Here is a 15,477-nt window from a genome sequence, read left to right on the forward strand (position 1 = left end):
TGGGGCGGTCTGCGCATCGTTCTCAGTCGACTGCCAGGGTCCGTCCGGCGCGCGCCGCCCGCCACGCCGCGAACGCCTCCCTGGTCGTGTACCGCGGCGTGTATCCGAAGACGCACTTGAGGCGGTCGTTCTTGAGCACGGGACGGTACTGCAGGAACTTCGTCTGTTCCGGTCCGTGCACGGTCAGCCCCAGCGCGTTGCCGACGGCCAGCCCAGCGCGGACCGCGGCCGCCGGGACCGCGAGCGTGGGCTTGCCCAGTGTCTCGGCGATCTCGTCGATCGTCATCGCGCCGTCCCCGGCGACGTTGAAGATCCCGGTGCGGGTGCCGGTGACGGCCTGCACCATCGCGGCCGAGACGTCCTCGTCCCAGACGAAGACGAACGGACTGTCGCTGCCGCGGATCTTGAGCAGCCGCTTCTTGTCGAACAGCGCGGTGATCTGGTTGTCCACGTCGGCACCGAGAATGGTGCCGATCCGGAACACCGTCTGCTCCAGGTGGGGATGGTCGCGTCGGTACTCGGCGAGCATCTCCTCGACGAGACGCTTGTGCCGGCTGTAGGCGAAGCTGTCGTTGCCGCGCAGCGGCGTGACCTCGGTGATCCAGGGTGGATTGTCGGCGTGGTAGCCGTACGCGGCCCCGCTGGAGGACACGACGATCCGCCGGACGCCGTGTGCCACGCACGCCTCGAGGACGTTGCGCGAGCCGTCGACGTCGACGCGGTACTCCTGCTCGCGGGTCGTCGACCTGCCGGGGTTGACGATGGAGGCCAGGTGCACGACGGCCGTGCTGGGGTGTTCGGTCAGCGTCGCGGTCAGCGACGCCGGGTCGCACACGTCGGCGGTCCGGTAGACGACGCCGTCCAGTTGCTCGGCGGGCGGGCGCAGGTCCACGCTGATCACCTGCGCGCCGGCGTCGCGGAGCCCGCGAACCACCGACCGCCCGAGAAATCCGCTACCGCCCGTGACAGTCACGGTCATGCCGGAACCCCTTCCTTGTTCGTGGTGTCCCTGTTCGTGGTGCGACGTCGCGCCCACGCGCTCGCCAGGACGAGCCCGGCGACGATGTCCCAGATGCCCCACCAGCCGGCCACGATGGCCATGCCACCGAGGCCGTCGAAGAACGTGAACACCAGGCCCAGGCCGAGCCCGGCGTTGCGGACGCCGACCTCGAACGTCACCGCCCGCCGGCTGTACTCGTCGAGTCCGGTCGCGGTCCCGCACAGGTAGCCGAGCGCCAGGGCCGCCGCGTCGTGAAGGAACACCGCGACCAGGACGACCCCGATGTGCGCGGCGAAGACGGAGAAGTTCCCGGCGAGCGCGGCGGCGATGAACACAAGCAGTGCGAGCAACGAGAGGTTCTTGACCCAGGGTTCGGCCGCGGCCGCCCAGCCAGGCCGCCGGTTCGCCAGCAGCAGACCGATGGCGAACGGGACACCGATGATCAGGGCGATGTCGGCAAGCATCGCGGCCGGGCTCAGCGAGACCGAGCGCAACAGCGCGTCGGTCTCGGCCTGCCGGCTGCCCCAGAAGGCGATGTTGAGCGGCATCAGGAAGATCGCCAGCACGTTCGAGATGCCGGTCATCGACACCGACAGGGCGACGTTGCCCTTCGCGCGGTGCGTGAGCACGTTGGAGATGTTGCCGGGTGGGCAGCACGCGACCAGGATCATGCCGAGCGCGACCGACGGCGGCGGATTCAGTGCCAGCGTGAGCAGGTAGGTCACCGCGGGGAGCAGCAGGAACTGCGCGGTGATGCCGACGGCCATCGCGCGTGGCATCCGCAGAGCGGCGCGGAAGTCGTCGACCGTGGTGTCGAGGGCGATCCCGAACATGATCGCGGCGAGGACGACGTTGAGCAGGGTCAGCGACGTCGGGTTGAAGTTCAGCACCACGTCATCGATCGGCATGATCGGCTCCCTTCGGGAGGGCGGCCGCGGTGTCCAGGCGCGCGATGTGCTCGGTGACGGCGCGGCGGTACGCGTCCTTGTTCACGTAGTACGACATCCGGTCCAGTTCGAGGTACCGATAGCCGCCACTGAGATCCGGCCTCGGTCCCGCCACCCGGGCCGCGAACTCGGCGGCGGCGTGCGGGGACTCCTCCTGCGCGCGAATCACTTTCGCGACGAGTTCGGCCTGCTCGTGCCGACCCTGCCAGCCGATGCCGGATGCCTCGACCATGCCGAGCACGAAGAGGTTGCGATGCCGCCGCGAGGCGATGTTCAGGTACAGCGACGGGGCCCGACCGGCCCAGTCCAGGTGTTCGGGATCGATGAACGGGTAGTGCAACCGGTAGCCGGTCGCGCACATCACCAGGTCGTAGTCGCGGCGGTCTCCGTCGACGAAGTGGACGGCGGTGCCGTCGAACCGGGCGATGTCGCGGCGGATGGTGACGTCGCCGTGCCCGAGGTGGTGCAGGATCAGCGAGTTCACGACCGGGTGCGACTCGTAGATCCGGTGATCCGGCACCGGGAAACCGAACCGGACGGGGTCGCCGGTGAACATGCGCAGCAGTCGCCCGTCGACGCGTTGCTTGAGCCAGGGCGGCAACTGCGCGCGGCCCCCAACGGTGTCGGCGGGTCGCCCGAACACGTACTTCGGCACGAAGTGGTACCCGCGGCGGACGCTGAGGTCCACCGCCCGGGCATGGTGCACGGCGTCGACGGCGATGTCGCAGCCGCTGTTGCCTGCCCCCACCACGAGCACCCTCTTCCCGTCGAAGATCCGGGGATCCTTGTAGGCGCTGGTGTGCATGACCTCGCCCGCGAAGGCGCCGGGGAAGGCCGGAACGTTCGGCTCGGAGAGGGTGCCGTTGGCGATGATCACCCCGCGGTAGCGGGCGGTCGTGCGGCGGCCGTCGGCCTCGGTGTCGACCATCCAGTGGTCGCCGTCGGGTTCGACGCGGACCACGGTCGTGCCGAAGCGGAAGTGCCGATGCAGGTCGAACCGGAGTGCGTACGCCTCGAAGTACTCGCGCAACTCGGAGTGTCCCGGATAGTCGGCGGCGCTGTCGGGCATCGGGAACTCGGTGAACTGCGTCGTCGTCTTCGACGAGATGAGATGTGCGGAGTGGTAGACCGTGCTGCGCGGGTTGTCGATGTTCCAGAGTCCACCGACCTCCGAGTGCGACTCGAATCCGTCGAACGCGATGTCGAGCCGGGACAGGTTGCGGGCGGCGGCGAGGCCTGACGGTCCGGCTCCGATGAGCGCGTAGCGGTCGTCGGTGCTCGTGGGCGGTGGTGTGGACATGATCACCCGGGCCTTTCGTGCCGATGGGCCGGATCCGCGGATCCGGCGCGTCGGTGAATCGTCCCGTTCGCTGCGACGGTGTCCACAATTTGCAGGAAACCGTGAGAATAATTGGCTATGACGCAGGAAACTGACGGCGGCATCGACGAGGTCGACCTCCGGCTGATCAACGCACTCCAACTCGCGCCGCGGGCGTCGTGGACGCAGCTGGCCGGGGCGCTCGACCTCGACCCGGTGACCCTGGCCCGCCGCTGGCAGCGGCTCGCCGGGGCGGGCAACGCGTGGATCACGGTGTCGCCGGCCGCGAGCGTGTTCCGGCAACTCTGCACCGCCTTCCTCGAGATCAGGTGCAGTCCGGACCGGGGAACCGCGGTGGCCGAGGCGATGCTCGACCACACACTTGCGGTCACCGTCGAGCGGGCGAGCGGCGACGACGACCTGCTGGTGACGGCCGGCGCCCCCGACCTCGCGGCGATGTCCCGGTTCGCGCTCGAATTCGTCGCGGCGGTCGACGGCGTCGAATCGGTCCGGACACGGCTGATCACGCAGTGGTTCACCGAGGGCAGTCGATGGCGTCTGAACGCGCTCGGACCGGAGGAGCGCTCCACACTGCCTGCCGCCCGCAGGTCCGGGGGAGGAATCGGCGCCCCCGCGATGTCGCAGGCCGACAGGGCGTTGCTCCGGATGCTCTCGCAGGACGGACGGACGTCGCTGACCGACCTCGCGGCCGGAGTGGGGATCAGCGCACCCGCCGCGCGGCGCCGGCTCGACCGACTGCTGCAACTCGAACTGGTCACCATGCGGTGCGAGTTCGCGCGCCCGCTCGCGGGATACGCGGTCCTCGCGACCTTCTGGGGGCGGGTGCCGCCCGCCGGACTGGAGGACACCGGACGTCGCCTCAGTCGCGAGCCGGAGGTGCGCAACTGCTTCGCCCTGCACGGCCCGAACAACCTTGTCGCCCAGGTGTGGCTCAGGTCGGTCGGCGACCTCGGCGCGTTCGAGCAGCGACTGGCGGACGGATACCCGGATCTCGAGGTTCGTGACCGGTCGGTGGTCCTGCGTCTGCACAAACTGCTTGGGCACGTGCTCGACGAGCGGGGCAGGCGGGTGCGCTCGGTGGTGCCGGACGTGTGGGGAAACGACGAAGGCCCGTCACCTCGACGGTGACGGGCCTTCTCCCTGCTGGAGGGGATGACGGGAATCGAACCCGCGTAGCTAGTTTGGAAGACTAGGGCTCTACCATTGAGCTACATCCCCGAAGCACACGACATCTTGGGATCGCCATGACTGCCGTCTGCGTTGGAGACTGTACATAACCTCGCTTTGGATTCGCCAATCGGGTGGTCGTAGGATTCCCACTCGGTGCGGATGCCGCGGTTTCGATCGCGGTGTCGGTGCTTCGCGAACGGACGGGGTGTGGCGCAGCTTGGTAGCGCATCCGCTTTGGGAGCGGAGGGTCGCAGGTTCGAATCCTGTCACCCCGACCAGGGACAACATGAAGAAGACGCGGGCATCCGAAGACCGGGTGCCCGCAGACCGGATAGACCACACGAAGGAGCATGTCCGTGAAGAGCACCGTCGAGCAGCTGAGCCCGACGCGGGTCCGTATCAACGTCGAGGTGCCCTTCGAGGAGCTCAAGCCCGACTTCGACAAGGCGTACAAGGCCCTCGCCCAGCAGATCCGTCTCCCCGGCTTCCGTCCGGGCAAGGCTCCGGCGAAGCTGCTCGAGGCCCGTGTCGGCCGCGGCGCCGTCCTGGAGCAGGTCGTCAACGACGCGCTTCCCGCTCGCTACACCGAGGCCGTGACGGCCGGCGAGATCAAGGTCATCGGCCAGCCCGAGATCGAGATCACCAAGATCGAGGACGGTCAGGAGCTCGCGTTCACCGCCGAGGTCGACGTCCGCCCGGAGATCACCCTGCCCGACTTCACGGCCCTCGCTGTCGAGGTCGACCCGATCGAGGTCACCGACGAGGCCGTCGACGAGCAGCTGCTGTCGCTGCGCCAGCGTTTCGGCACCCTGGTTGGCGTCGACCGCGCCGTCGAAGAGGGCGACTTCGTCTCCATCGACCTGTCCGCCACCGTCGACGGTGAGGACGTCCCGGAGGCTTCCACCACCGGCCTGTCCCACGAGGTCGGCTCCGGCCAGCTCATCGAGGGCCTGGACGAGGCCGTCGTCGGGCTCAAGGCCGGCGAGTCGAAGGAGTTCACCACCAAGCTGGTTGCCGGCGAGCACGCCGACAAGGAGGCCGTGGTGACCGTGAAGGTCGACACCGTCAAGAAGCGTGAGCTGCCCGAGGCCGACGACGAGTTCGCCCAGCTGGCCAGCGAGTTCGACACCCTCGAGGAGCTGAACGCTGATCTGCGTGAGCGCGTCGCCCGGGTGAAGAAGGTCGAGCAGGCCGGCCAGATCCGCGACAAGGTGCTCGAGACGCTGCTCGAGACCGTCGAGGTCCCGCTGCCCGAGGCCGTCGTCAAGGCGGAGGTCGACGCCGCGCTGCACGACGCGATCCACGCGCTCGACCACGACGAGGCCAAGCTCGGCGAGCTGCTCGAGGCGCAGGGTTCCTCGCGTGAGGAGTTCGACAACGACACCAAGGCCGCGGCCGAGAAGTCCGTCAAGACACAGCTGCTGCTCGACGCGATCGCCGAGGCCGAGGGCACCAACGTCGGCCAGCAGGAGCTGACCGAGCGAATCCTCTTCCAGGCGCAGCAGTACGGCATGTCGCCGGATCAGTTCATCCAGCAGATCCAGCAGGCCGGTCAGCTCGGCGCGGTGTTCGCGGACGTGCGCCGCGGCAAGGCGCTGGCCACGGTCGTCGAGAAGTTCGCGGTCACCGACACCACCGGTGCCACCGTCGACACCAAGGAGCTGTTCGGCAGCCCTGACGAGGACGGCGCGGACGAGTCGGCCGACTCCGACGAGAGCTAGTTTTCACGCCATCAGCGAACAGGGGCGGCACCGGGACTCCGGGGCCGTCCCTGTTCGTTAGTGTCTGTGTCAGGAAGCAACGTTTCAGTGATCGTGACGACTCGAGCGATCGAGAACCCGCGACCGAGAAACTCCAGTGATCGAGCAAACTCAGCGATCGAGAAGGCAGGTACCGTGACTTCACAGAACCCGGCGGCTTCGCAGGGCCCCGCCATGACTTCGGCCACGTCAGGTCTGAACCTCAGCGACTCGGTGTACGAGCGGCTGCTCCGTGAACGCATCATCTTCCTCGGTACCCAGGTCGACGACGACATCGCGAACAAGCTGTGCGCCCAGATCCTGCTGCTCTCGGCCGAGGACCCGACGCGCGACATCTCGCTTTACATCAACTCGCCGGGTGGCTCGGTGACGGCAGGCATGGCGATCTTCGACACCATGCAGTTCGCGGAGTGCGACATCGCGACCTTCGGCATGGGCCTGGCCGCGTCGATGGGGCAGTTCCTGTTGTCCGCGGGCACCAAGGGCAAGCGGTACGCCCTGCCGCACGCACGGATCATGATGCACCAGCCGTCCGCCGGGATCGGGGGCACCGCGTCCGACATTGCGATCATGGCCGAGCAGTTCGCCCACACCAAGCGTGAGATGGCCGAGCTGATCGCCGAGCACACCGGTCAGACCGTCGAGCAGATCACCGAGGATTCGGACCGCGACCGCTGGTTCACCGCGACCGAGGCCAAGGAGTACGGCTTCGTCGACCACGTCATCTCCCGCGCGCGGCAGGCCGGCGGCACCGGCAACAACTAGCCGCCGCCCGTCCGACGCCCCTACCCTTCCTGGAGAAGCAGATGACCAACCTGTACAACCCCCGCGCGCTCTCGGGCACCGCCCCGGCCGGCCCGTCGGCCCGCTACATCCTGCCGCAGTTCACCGAGCAGACCAGCTACGGCGTGAAGACCTCCGACCCGTACAACAAGCTGTTCGAGGAGCGGATCATCTTCCTGGGCAACCAGGTCGACGACGTGTCCGCGAACGACCTGATGGCGCAGCTGCTGGTGCTCGAGTCGCAGGATCCGGACCGCGACATCACGATGTACATCAACTCGCCCGGTGGTTCGTTCACCGCGCTGATGGCGATCTACGACACCATGCAGTACGTGCGTGCCGACATCACCACCGTGTGCCTGGGGCAGGCGGCGTCGGCGGCGGCGGTGCTGCTCGCCGCAGGCACCCCCGGCAAGCGGCTCGCGCTGCCGAACGCGCGGGTGCTGATCCACCAGCCGGCCACCGGCGGCATCCAGGGCCAGGTCTCGGACCTCGAGATCCAGGCCGCGGAGATCGAGCGCATGCGTCGCCTGATGGAGGACACCCTCGGCCGGCACACCGGCAAGGACCCGCAGGTGATCCGCAAGGACACCGACCGCGACAAGATCCTGACGGCCGACGAGGCCAAGGAGTACGGGATCATCGACGACGTCCTGGCCTACCGGAAGCTCTCCGCGCAGAAGTGACGTCTTCCGCGCTGTTGTGACGCACTGGTGCCGACCCGCCCTGACCTGTAACGGGTAGGGCGGGTCGGCGCGAAACACGGTCAACAAGTCGACCCCGTTCCGGCTGGGCGGGTACGGTCACAGTCAGGGGTTTCGCCCGCGCCGGGCGAGGGCCCGCGACATCAGCCCAACCAGCAGCTCGAACAGCCGGCCCGGAACGGTCAGCACCCGTAGCGAGTGCAGCTGAGAAGGAAGTAGGACCTGACGAGATGGCACGCATCGGTGACGGCGGAGACCTGCTGAAATGCTCGTTCTGCGGCAAGAGTCAGAAGCAGGTGAAGAAGCTCATCGCGGGGCCCGGGGTGTACATCTGCGACGAGTGCATCGACCTGTGCAACGAGATCATCGAGGAAGAGCTCGCCGAGTCCAGTGAGGTCAAGCTCGACGAGCTGCCCAAGCCGGCCGAGATCCGTGACTTCCTCGAGAACTACGTGATCGGACAGGACGCCGCCAAGCGGACCCTCGCGGTCGCGGTCTACAACCACTACAAGCGCATCCAGGCCGGCGACAAGGGCCGCGACGTGCGCGGGGAGACCGTCGAGCTGGCGAAGTCGAACATCCTGATGCTCGGCCCGACCGGCTGCGGCAAGACGTACCTGGCGCAGACGCTCGCGAAGATGCTCAACGTTCCGTTCGCGATCGCGGACGCGACCGCACTGACCGAGGCAGGCTACGTCGGCGAGGATGTCGAGAACATCCTGCTCAAGCTGATCCAGGCGGCGGACTACGACGTCAAGCGCGCCGAGACCGGCATCATCTACATCGACGAGGTCGACAAGATCGCCCGCAAGTCGGAGAACCCGTCGATCACCCGCGACGTGTCCGGTGAGGGCGTGCAGCAGGCGCTGCTGAAGATCCTGGAGGGCACGCAGGCGAGCGTGCCGCCGCAGGGTGGACGCAAGCATCCGCACCAGGAGTTCATCCAGATCGACACCACCAACGTGCTGTTCATCGTCGCCGGTGCGTTCGCGGGTCTGGAGAAGATCGTCTCCGATCGGGTCGGCAAGCGCGGCATCGGTTTCGGTGCCGAGGTTCGCTCGAAGGCGGAGATCGACACCCAGGACCACTTCGCCGAGGTGATGCCGGAGGATCTGATCAAGTTCGGTCTGATCCCCGAGTTCATCGGCCGTCTCCCGGTGGTCGCGTCGGTGACGAACCTGGACAAGGAATCGCTGGTGCAGATCCTGTCTGAGCCGAAGAACGCGCTGGTCAAGCAGTACACCCGACTGTTCGAGATGGACGGTGTGGAGCTCGAGTTCACCACGGACGCGCTCGAGGCGGTGGCCGACCAGGCGATCCTGCGCGGCACCGGTGCCCGCGGTCTGCGCGCGATCATGGAAGAGGTCCTGCTGCCGGTGATGTACGACATCCCGAGCCGCGACGACGTCGCCAAGGTGGTCGTGACCGGCGAAACCGTCAACGACAACGTGCTTCCGACGATCGTCCCGCGCAAGCCGGACCGCGAGCGCCGCGACAAGTCGGCGTAGCAGCCGGAAACGACAAGGCGCCCCCACCACCTGGTGGGGGCGCCTTCGTCGTTGGAGGGGGTCAGCCGAGCCGCTCGAAGACGGCGGCGAGGCCCTGCCCGCCGCCGATGCACATGGTCTCGAGACCGTAGCGGCCCTCGCGCCGGTCGAGTTCGCGCAGGAGGGTGGCGAGGATGCGGGCGCCGGTCGCCCCGACGGGGTGGCCGAGGGAGATGCCGGAGCCGTTCGGGTTCAGCCGCGGGTCGGTGGGGTCGAGGTCCCAGGTCCGCAGCACGGCGAGGGCCTGCGCGGCGAACGCCTCGTTCAGTTCGATGACGTCCATGTCGGCGAGGGTGAGCCCGAGCCGGCCCAGAGCCCGTTCGGTCGCGGGGACCGGCCCGATGCCCATCGTCCGCGGCGCCACCCCGGCGACCGCCCAGCTCGCGAGCCGAGCGAGGGGGCGCAGTCCCAGCGCGGCGGCCTTCTCCGACGTGGTGACGATGCACACCGCGGCGCCGTCGTTCTGGCCGCTCGCGTTGCCCGCGGTCACGGTGGACTCGGGGTCGACACCGGCGCGGATGGCCCTCAGCTTCGCGAGCGACTCGACGGAGGTGTCGGAGCGGGGGTGCTCGTCGGTGTCGACGACGATCGGATCCGACTTGCGTTGCGGGACCGGAACTCCGACGATCTCGTCGGCGAAACGTCCGTCCTTCTGGGCGGCGACCGCGCGCTGATGCGACTGGACGGCGAGGGCGTCCTGGTCGGCGCGGCTGATGGAGAACTCGGCGCGCAGGTTCTCGGCGGTCTCGATCATGCCGCCCGGGACCGGGAAGTTCTTGCCGCCTGCGGTGACCCGGGCCCGCGCGAGGCGGTCCATCAGGGCGACGCCGTCGCCCTTGACACCCCAGCGCATCCCGGTGGCGTAGAACTCGGCCTGGCTCATCGATTCCGTGCCGCCGGCGAGGATCAGGTCGGAGGCGCCGGTGGCGACCTGCATGCAGGCCTGGACGACGGCCTGCAGTCCGGATCCGCAGCGGCGGTCGACCTGGAGTCCGGGCACGTCGATGCCGAGTCCTGCGTCGAGGGCGGCGATCCGGCCGATCGCGGGGGCGTCGCCGCCGGGGGATGCCTGGCCGAGGATGACGTCGTCGATCTGCGAGCCGTCGATGCCGGTGCGGGTGACGAGTTCGGTGATCACCGTCGCGGCAAGCGATTCCGGGGCGATGTCCTTGAACACGCCTCCGAACCGGCCGACCGGGGTGCGCAGCGGTTCACAGATGACGGCGTCGATCATGGTGGGTCCTCACAGTTGTTTCAGGGTTGGGATTGCGTGCGCACCAGGTCGGCGCCGATCGCGTCGACGGTGCTCAGGAGTGCAGGCAGCAGGTCCGTCCGCACCGCCTCGGCGGAGTAGCGGGCGGCCTGCGTGGAGATGTTGGCGGCGGCGACCACCGCGCCGCTCGCGTCGCGGATCGGGGCGGCGAGGGAGCGCAGCCCCTCTTCGAGTTCCTGGTCGACGATGCAGAATCCGTCGGCGCGCACCTTCGCGATCTCGTCGCGCAGGGCGTCGGGGGCGGTGAGGGTGCGGGCGGTGAGCGGGGTCAGCGTGACGGTCGTCAGATAGTCCTCGAACGCGCTCTCGGACAGTCCGGCGAGGAGCACCCGGCCCATCGAGGTGGCGAACGCGGGGAACCGGGTGCCGATGGTGATGGCGACGGTCATGATCCGGCTGACCGGGACCCGCGCGACGTAGACGACGTCACCGTGGTCGAGGATCGACACCGATGCGGACTCGTGTACCTGCTTGGTCAACGCTTCGAGGTGCGGTCCGGCGATCTCCGGCAGCGTCAGGCTCGACAGGTAGCTGTAGCCGAGCTCGAGGACGCGCGGCGTCAGCCAGAAACCCGATCCGTCGGTGCGCACGTAGCCGAGTTCGACGAGGGTGAGCAGGAACCGGCGGGCGGTGGCGCGGGTGAGTCCGGTGGTCTTGGCCACTTCGCTCAGGGTCTGCCGAGCGTGCTCGGCGTCGAATGCGCGGATGACGGACAGTCCGCGGGCCAGGGACTGCACGTAGTCGGGTGACGCTTCGATCATGGTCCGGAAGGCTCCTCGGTGTCGGTCGTGCCGGCGGTGTCGACGGTGTCGGCTGCGGTGTCGGCCGATCCGGCCCCGTCAGCGAGAGCATTCTTGCCGAGGGCGAATGCGCGGTTGCTGTTCGGTACGCCCGCGTAGATCGCGGTGTGCAGGAAGACTTCCACCAGTTCGTCGGCGGTGACGTCGTCGCGCAGTGCCGCGCGGATGTGCATGTCGAGTTCGTGCTCGTTGCCGACCGCGGTGAGGATCGCGAGGGTGAGCAGGCGTCGGGTGTGGTGGTCGAGACCGGGTCGGGTCCAGATGTCACCCCACGCGGTGCGGGTGATGAAGTCCTGGAATGGTGCGGTGAACGCGGTGGTGCCTGCGATCGCGCGATCGACGTGGGCGTCGCCGAGGACGGTGCGCCGCACCCGCATACCGGCCTCGTACGCCTCGCTGCGTTGCGCGGGGCCGGCCACGTGGGCGGCGACCAGCGCGGTGACCCGGCCGGCCTGTTCCACACTGGCCAGGTGTGCTGCCGGATCGAGCACGTGCAGTGTGGAATTCGCGATTCCGTCGGCGATCGCCCGCAGGTCCGCCGGAGTGGTGGCGGGGTCGTGACGGCCCGCGATCACCAGTGTCGGCGCCGCGATGCGGGCGAGGTCGGCGCGGCCGTCCCATCCGGACAGCGCCTCGCAGCAGGCCGCGTATCCTTCGTCGGCGGTGGCGTCCACCATCGCCCTCGACGACGCGATCAGTTCGGGGTCGCGGGCGGCGAGCCCGTCGGTGTACCACCGTCCGACGACGCTCTCGGCGATGGACCCGGTGCCCTCGGCGCGGACGGCGGCCGCCCGGTCCAGCCAGGTCTGTGGTTCGCCGAATCTGGCGGAGGTGCACAGCAGGGTCAGCGTGTGGACGCGGGTGGGCGCGTGGGCGGCGATCCACTGGGCGACCGCGCCGCCGAGGGACAGCCCGACCAGGTGCACCGCGGGCTGTTGCAGGTTGTCGAGCAGCGCCAGTACGTCGCGGCCGAGGTCGTCGATCGTGTACGGCCCTGCGGGAACCGGGGATTCGCCGTGCCCGCGCAGATCGACGGCGACGACGTTGACGTCCGCGGCCAGGGCCCGCACCTGGGGATCCCACATGGTCCGGTCCGATCCGAGCGACCCGAGCAGGACGACGGTCGGGGCGCCGGGTCCGGGGCCGGTGACCTGGTGGGCGAGGGCGACCGTCACCGGGTCTCCTCCTTCGTGGTCGATCGGGCGGCCAGCACGCGGTCGACGAGGTCGCCGGCGTGGCCGAGGTAGGTTGCGGGATCGAGCAGTTCGCGCACCGCCTCGGGTGCGAGGAACTCGACGACCGCCGGGTCGGTGTCCAGCGGCCGGCCGGCCAGGCATGCGGCGGTGACCAGGTCGCGCGCGGCGCCGGTGTGCCCGGACAGGGCCGCGGTGACGCGTTCGGCGAGCAGCATCCCCCCGGTCGCGTCGAGGTTGCGGCGCATCGCGGCGGCGTCCACCTGCAATCCGCTCAGGCACTGGCCGATTCTGTGCGCGGCGCCGCCGGTGAGCCGGAGCAGGTCGGTGACCGTTTCCCACTCGGCGTGCCAGGCACCCGTCGCGCGCTGGAACTCGTGGGCCATCGAGCCGAGCGCGGTCGCGACGAGGCCGGGCACCCGCACGGCCGCGCCCCGCGCGGTCACGGCCGCGACCGGGTTGCGCTTGTGCGGCATCGCGGACGAGCCACCGGGGGCGTCCTCGGCGACCTCGCCGACCTCCGTCGCGGCCATCAGCACCACGTCGCCTGCGATCTTTGCGACGACGCCCGCGGCGACCCCGAGGGCCGATGCGATCTCGCCGATCCGGGTCCGCTCGGTGTGCCATGGCACGGACTGCCGGGCCAGGCCCAGTTCGTCGGCGAGCCGATCGGCCATCTCGAGCCCGAGCGGGTGCAGCGCTGCGAGAGTGCCTGCGGCACCACCGAATTGCACCGGAAGATGGGCGATCACGGTGGTGAGGGAGCGGTGCGCCCGGTCCAGGCCCGCGCACCATCCCGCGGCCAGCGCGCCGAAGGTCGTCGGCAGCGCCTGCTGGCCGAGGGTGCGGGCGGCCATCGGGGTGTCCCGGTGCCGACGCGCCAACGATGCCGCGGCGTCCGCGGCCACCGCCAGGTCGTCGGCCACCACGGCGCCGGCTCGTCGTGCGATCACCATGAGCGCGGTGTCGAGGATGTCCTGACTGGTCGCGCCTGCGTGCACCGCCGACCCGGGCACCCCGGCCGGTGCGCACTCGGCGCGCAGGTGTTTGACCAGGGGAATGACCGGGTTTCCGCCGGCTGCGCCCTCGACACCGAGAAGTGCCGGGTCGAGTGTGCCGGACAGCGTGTGGGCGGCCGACGCGATCGCCGTCGCCTGGCCGGGAGTGATCACGCCGGAGTCGGCTGCCGCGTGGGCGAGTGCGCTCTCGACCTCCAGCATCGCCGCCACCCACGCCCGATCGGACAGCAGGGGATCGATCCGCTGTGCCCCGAACACCGGATCGAACAGCTCACCCCGGGTCACGCGGTCCTCCGGGAGCGGTGGCGCGGGGGCAGGTGCAGCATGTGCGGGCCTTTTCGTCGTGGGAACCGTACGGCCTGTTCGTGATGAGAACGCAGCGCCGCTATGCGAACACGATAGGGCCTCGTGGTGACGCGGGCAACGCCGGCCCCCGAACGCGTTCGCAATGCGGACGCGTGTTCACAGAACGCACAGCACGCGCTATCGTGGTCGCCGTGATGGACAAAGTCATTTCCACAGCAGCCGAAGCGGTGGCGGACATCCCGAACGGCGCGTCAATTGCGGTCGGCGGATTCGGGGTGGTCGGCGTGCCGGAGGCGTTGATCGCGGCACTGCTCGAACAGGGCGCGACCGATCTCGAGACCGTCACCAACAACCTGGGAATCGACGGGTTCGGTCTCGGCACGCTTCTCGCCGCCAATCGGATCCGGCGCACGATCAGCTCCTATGTCGGAGTGAACAAGGAGTTCGCCCGGCAGTTCCTGGCCGGTGAGCTGGAGGTGGAGCTGACGCCGCAGGGCACCCTCGCCGAACGGATGCGTGCCGGTGGCGCCGGTATCCCCGCCTTCTTCACGCCGGCCGGTGTCGGCACCCAGGTCGAGACCGGTGGCCTGCCCCGCAGGTACGACGGCGACGGCGGCATCGCGATCGCCAGCCCGCCGAAGGAGACACGCGAGTTCGACGGCGTCACCTACGTGATGGAACGCGCGATCGTCACCGACTACGCGCTCGTCCACGCGTGGAAGGGCGACCGGCACGGAAACCTCGTGTTCCGCAAGAGCGCTCGCAACTTCAACCCGCCCGCGGCGGCGGCCGGCCGCATCACCGTCGCCGAGGTCGAGCACCTCGTCGAGCCCGGTGAGATCGACGCGGACGAGGTGCACACCCCCGGCATCCACGTGCAGCGTGTGGTGCACGTGCCGGTGGTCGGTGAGAAGCAGATCGAGAACAGGACGGTGCGGAAGTGAGCTGGACCAGGGACGAGATGGCGGCCCGTGCCGCACGGGAACTCGAGGACGGGCAGTACGTCAACCTCGGCATCGGCATGCCGACGCTGATCCCGAACCACATCCCGGACGGCATCGAGGTCGTGCTGCACTCGGAGAACGGGGTGCTCGGGGTGGGGCCGTATCCGTTCGAGGACGAGGTCGACGCGGATCTGATCAATGCGGGCAAGGAGACGATCACCGTCCTGCCCGGCGCATCCTTCTTCGACTCGGCGCAGTCGTTCGGGATGATCCGCGGCGGCCAGGTGGACGTCGCGGTGCTCGGTGCGATGCAGGTCAGCGAGACCGGTGACCTCGCGAACTGGATGATCCCGGGCGCCATGGTCAAGGGCATGGGCGGCGCGATGGACCTGGTGCACGGCGCTCGCCGCGTCATCGTCCTCACCGACCACTGCAGCAAGACCGGCGAGCCCAAGATCGTCGCCGAGTGCTCGTTGCCGCTCACCGGGCAGCGGTGCGTCAACCGGATCATCACCGACCTGGCGGTCCTCGACGTGACGGCGGACGGTCTGCGGTTGGTCGAGACCGCTCCCGGCGTGACCGTCGACGAGGTTCGGGCCGCGACCGGGGCCGAACTCCTCGTCGACGTCGTCGCGGTCGGCTGACCCGCGACGAGACGCCCTCGAACGGCGCCCCGGCTGCAAGCCGGGGCG

The 15,477-nt window shown here is 69.2% G+C and carries 14 protein-coding genes and 2 tRNA genes; 8 read left to right on the top strand and 8 right to left on the bottom strand.

Annotated features, from left to right (window positions below):
- Positions 1 to 22: 22 nt before the first annotated feature.
- The 3 genes from ACWDUM_RS12815 to ACWDUM_RS12825 are packed head-to-tail and all read right to left on the bottom strand — an operon-like array spanning position 23 to position 3,247.
- Complete coding sequence (locus ACWDUM_RS12815) at positions 23 to 979, bottom strand: SDR family oxidoreductase (RefSeq protein ID WP_450112072.1); 957 nt, start codon at positions 977 to 979, stop codon at positions 23 to 25.
- Positions 976 to 1,908, bottom strand: coding sequence for a bile acid:sodium symporter family protein (locus ACWDUM_RS12820; RefSeq protein ID WP_450134280.1), 933 nt, complete (start codon positions 1,906 to 1,908; stop codon positions 976 to 978). Before ACWDUM_RS12820 ends, ACWDUM_RS12815 begins: the two co-directional genes overlap by 4 nt.
- Positions 1,895 to 3,247, bottom strand: a complete 1,353-nt coding sequence (locus tag ACWDUM_RS12825; protein ID WP_450134281.1) for a flavin-containing monooxygenase — start codon at positions 3,245 to 3,247, stop codon at positions 1,895 to 1,897. The genes ACWDUM_RS12820 and ACWDUM_RS12825 overlap by 14 nt, the downstream gene beginning before the upstream one ends.
- Positions 3,248 to 3,364: 117 nt before the next feature.
- Here ACWDUM_RS12825 and ACWDUM_RS12830 point away from each other — a divergent pair, with 117 nt between their 5' ends.
- Positions 3,365 to 4,414, top strand: a complete 1,050-nt coding sequence (locus ACWDUM_RS12830; protein WP_450134282.1) for an Lrp/AsnC family transcriptional regulator — start codon at positions 3,365 to 3,367, stop codon at positions 4,412 to 4,414.
- A gap of 16 nt (positions 4,415 to 4,430) precedes the next feature.
- On the opposite strand, the gene ACWDUM_RS12835 is transcribed toward ACWDUM_RS12830, so the two are convergent.
- Positions 4,431 to 4,504: transfer RNA gene (locus ACWDUM_RS12835), tRNA-Gly, on the bottom strand.
- Positions 4,505 to 4,657: 153 nt separating this feature from the next.
- On the opposite strand from ACWDUM_RS12835, the gene ACWDUM_RS12840 reads away from it, so the two are divergent.
- The 5 genes from ACWDUM_RS12840 (at position 4,658) to clpX (ending at position 9,211) form a co-directional block, all read left to right on the top strand.
- Positions 4,658 to 4,734 (top strand) — tRNA-Pro (locus tag ACWDUM_RS12840).
- A 78-nt stretch (positions 4,735 to 4,812) separates the two neighbouring features.
- The gene (gene tig, locus ACWDUM_RS12845) at positions 4,813 to 6,177 is read left to right on the top strand and encodes a trigger factor (RefSeq protein WP_450134283.1); all 1,365 of its coding nucleotides are present in this window, start codon (positions 4,813 to 4,815) and stop codon (positions 6,175 to 6,177) included.
- Between the two features lie 174 nt (positions 6,178 to 6,351).
- On the top strand, positions 6,352 to 6,981 hold the full coding sequence (locus ACWDUM_RS12850; protein ID WP_450112077.1) for an ATP-dependent Clp protease proteolytic subunit: 630 nt from the start codon (positions 6,352 to 6,354) through the stop codon (positions 6,979 to 6,981).
- Positions 6,982 to 7,022: 41 nt separating this feature from the next.
- Positions 7,023 to 7,685: an ATP-dependent Clp protease proteolytic subunit gene (locus ACWDUM_RS12855; protein WP_450112078.1), complete on the top strand. Its 663-nt coding sequence runs from the start codon at positions 7,023 to 7,025 to the stop codon at positions 7,683 to 7,685.
- Between the two features lie 248 nt (positions 7,686 to 7,933).
- Positions 7,934 to 9,211 (top strand): ATP-dependent Clp protease ATP-binding subunit ClpX, encoded by a 1,278-nt coding sequence (gene clpX, locus ACWDUM_RS12860; protein ID WP_450112079.1) that lies wholly within the window; start codon positions 7,934 to 7,936, stop codon positions 9,209 to 9,211.
- Between the two features lie 61 nt (positions 9,212 to 9,272).
- Here the strand turns inward: clpX and ACWDUM_RS12865 are convergent, their stop codons facing one another.
- The 4 genes from ACWDUM_RS12865 to pcaB are packed head-to-tail and all read right to left on the bottom strand — an operon-like array spanning position 9,273 to position 13,820.
- On the bottom strand, positions 9,273 to 10,484 hold the full coding sequence (locus tag ACWDUM_RS12865; protein ID WP_450134284.1) for an acetyl-CoA C-acetyltransferase: 1,212 nt from the start codon (positions 10,482 to 10,484) through the stop codon (positions 9,273 to 9,275).
- Positions 10,485 to 10,504: 20 nt separating this feature from the next.
- Positions 10,505 to 11,284 carry an IclR family transcriptional regulator domain-containing protein gene (locus ACWDUM_RS12870; RefSeq protein WP_450134285.1) on the bottom strand — a complete coding sequence of 260 codons (780 nt, stop codon included), beginning with the start codon at positions 11,282 to 11,284 and terminating at the stop codon, positions 10,505 to 10,507.
- Positions 11,281 to 12,498 (bottom strand): bifunctional 3-oxoadipate enol-lactonase/4-carboxymuconolactone decarboxylase PcaDC, encoded by a 1,218-nt coding sequence (pcaDC, locus tag ACWDUM_RS12875; protein ID WP_450134286.1) that lies wholly within the window; start codon positions 12,496 to 12,498, stop codon positions 11,281 to 11,283. The genes ACWDUM_RS12870 and pcaDC overlap by 4 nt, the downstream gene beginning before the upstream one ends.
- Positions 12,495 to 13,820 carry a 3-carboxy-cis,cis-muconate cycloisomerase gene (pcaB, locus tag ACWDUM_RS12880; RefSeq protein WP_450134287.1) on the bottom strand — a complete coding sequence of 442 codons (1,326 nt, stop codon included), beginning with the start codon at positions 13,818 to 13,820 and terminating at the stop codon, positions 12,495 to 12,497. Before pcaB ends, pcaDC begins: the two co-directional genes overlap by 4 nt.
- Before the next feature lie 215 nt (positions 13,821 to 14,035).
- Here pcaB and ACWDUM_RS12885 point away from each other — a divergent pair, with 215 nt between their 5' ends.
- Positions 14,036 to 14,785 (top strand): CoA transferase subunit A, encoded by a 750-nt coding sequence (locus ACWDUM_RS12885; RefSeq protein ID WP_450134728.1) that lies wholly within the window; start codon positions 14,036 to 14,038, stop codon positions 14,783 to 14,785.
- Positions 14,782 to 15,429 (top strand): CoA transferase subunit B, encoded by a 648-nt coding sequence (locus tag ACWDUM_RS12890; protein WP_450134288.1) that lies wholly within the window; start codon positions 14,782 to 14,784, stop codon positions 15,427 to 15,429. Before ACWDUM_RS12885 ends, ACWDUM_RS12890 begins: the two co-directional genes overlap by 4 nt.
- Positions 15,430 to 15,477: the final 48 nt, after the last annotated feature.

Source organism: Rhodococcus sp. NPDC003322 (genome assembly GCF_053589555.1).

Excerpts from the sequence above, each read along its gene's own strand:
- ACWDUM_RS12815 (WP_450112072.1), bottom strand. The coding sequence starts at position 979 with ATGACCGTGACTGTCACGGGCGGTAGCGGATTTCTCGGGCGGTCGGTG.
- ACWDUM_RS12820 (WP_450134280.1), bottom strand. The coding sequence starts at position 1,908 with ATGCCGATCGATGACGTGGTGCTGAACTTCAACCCGACGTCGCTGACC.
- ACWDUM_RS12825 (WP_450134281.1), bottom strand. The coding sequence starts at position 3,247 with ATGTCCACACCACCGCCCACGAGCACCGACGACCGCTACGCGCTCATC.
- ACWDUM_RS12830 (WP_450134282.1), top strand. The coding sequence starts at position 3,365 with ATGACGCAGGAAACTGACGGCGGCATCGACGAGGTCGACCTCCGGCTG.
- ACWDUM_RS12855 (WP_450112078.1), top strand. The coding sequence starts at position 7,023 with ATGACCAACCTGTACAACCCCCGCGCGCTCTCGGGCACCGCCCCGGCC.
- clpX (WP_450112079.1), top strand. The coding sequence starts at position 7,934 with ATGGCACGCATCGGTGACGGCGGAGACCTGCTGAAATGCTCGTTCTGC.
- ACWDUM_RS12865 (WP_450134284.1), bottom strand. The coding sequence starts at position 10,484 with ATGATCGACGCCGTCATCTGTGAACCGCTGCGCACCCCGGTCGGCCGG.
- ACWDUM_RS12870 (WP_450134285.1), bottom strand. The coding sequence starts at position 11,284 with ATGATCGAAGCGTCACCCGACTACGTGCAGTCCCTGGCCCGCGGACTG.
- ACWDUM_RS12885 (WP_450134728.1), top strand. The coding sequence starts at position 14,036 with ATGGACAAAGTCATTTCCACAGCAGCCGAAGCGGTGGCGGACATCCCG.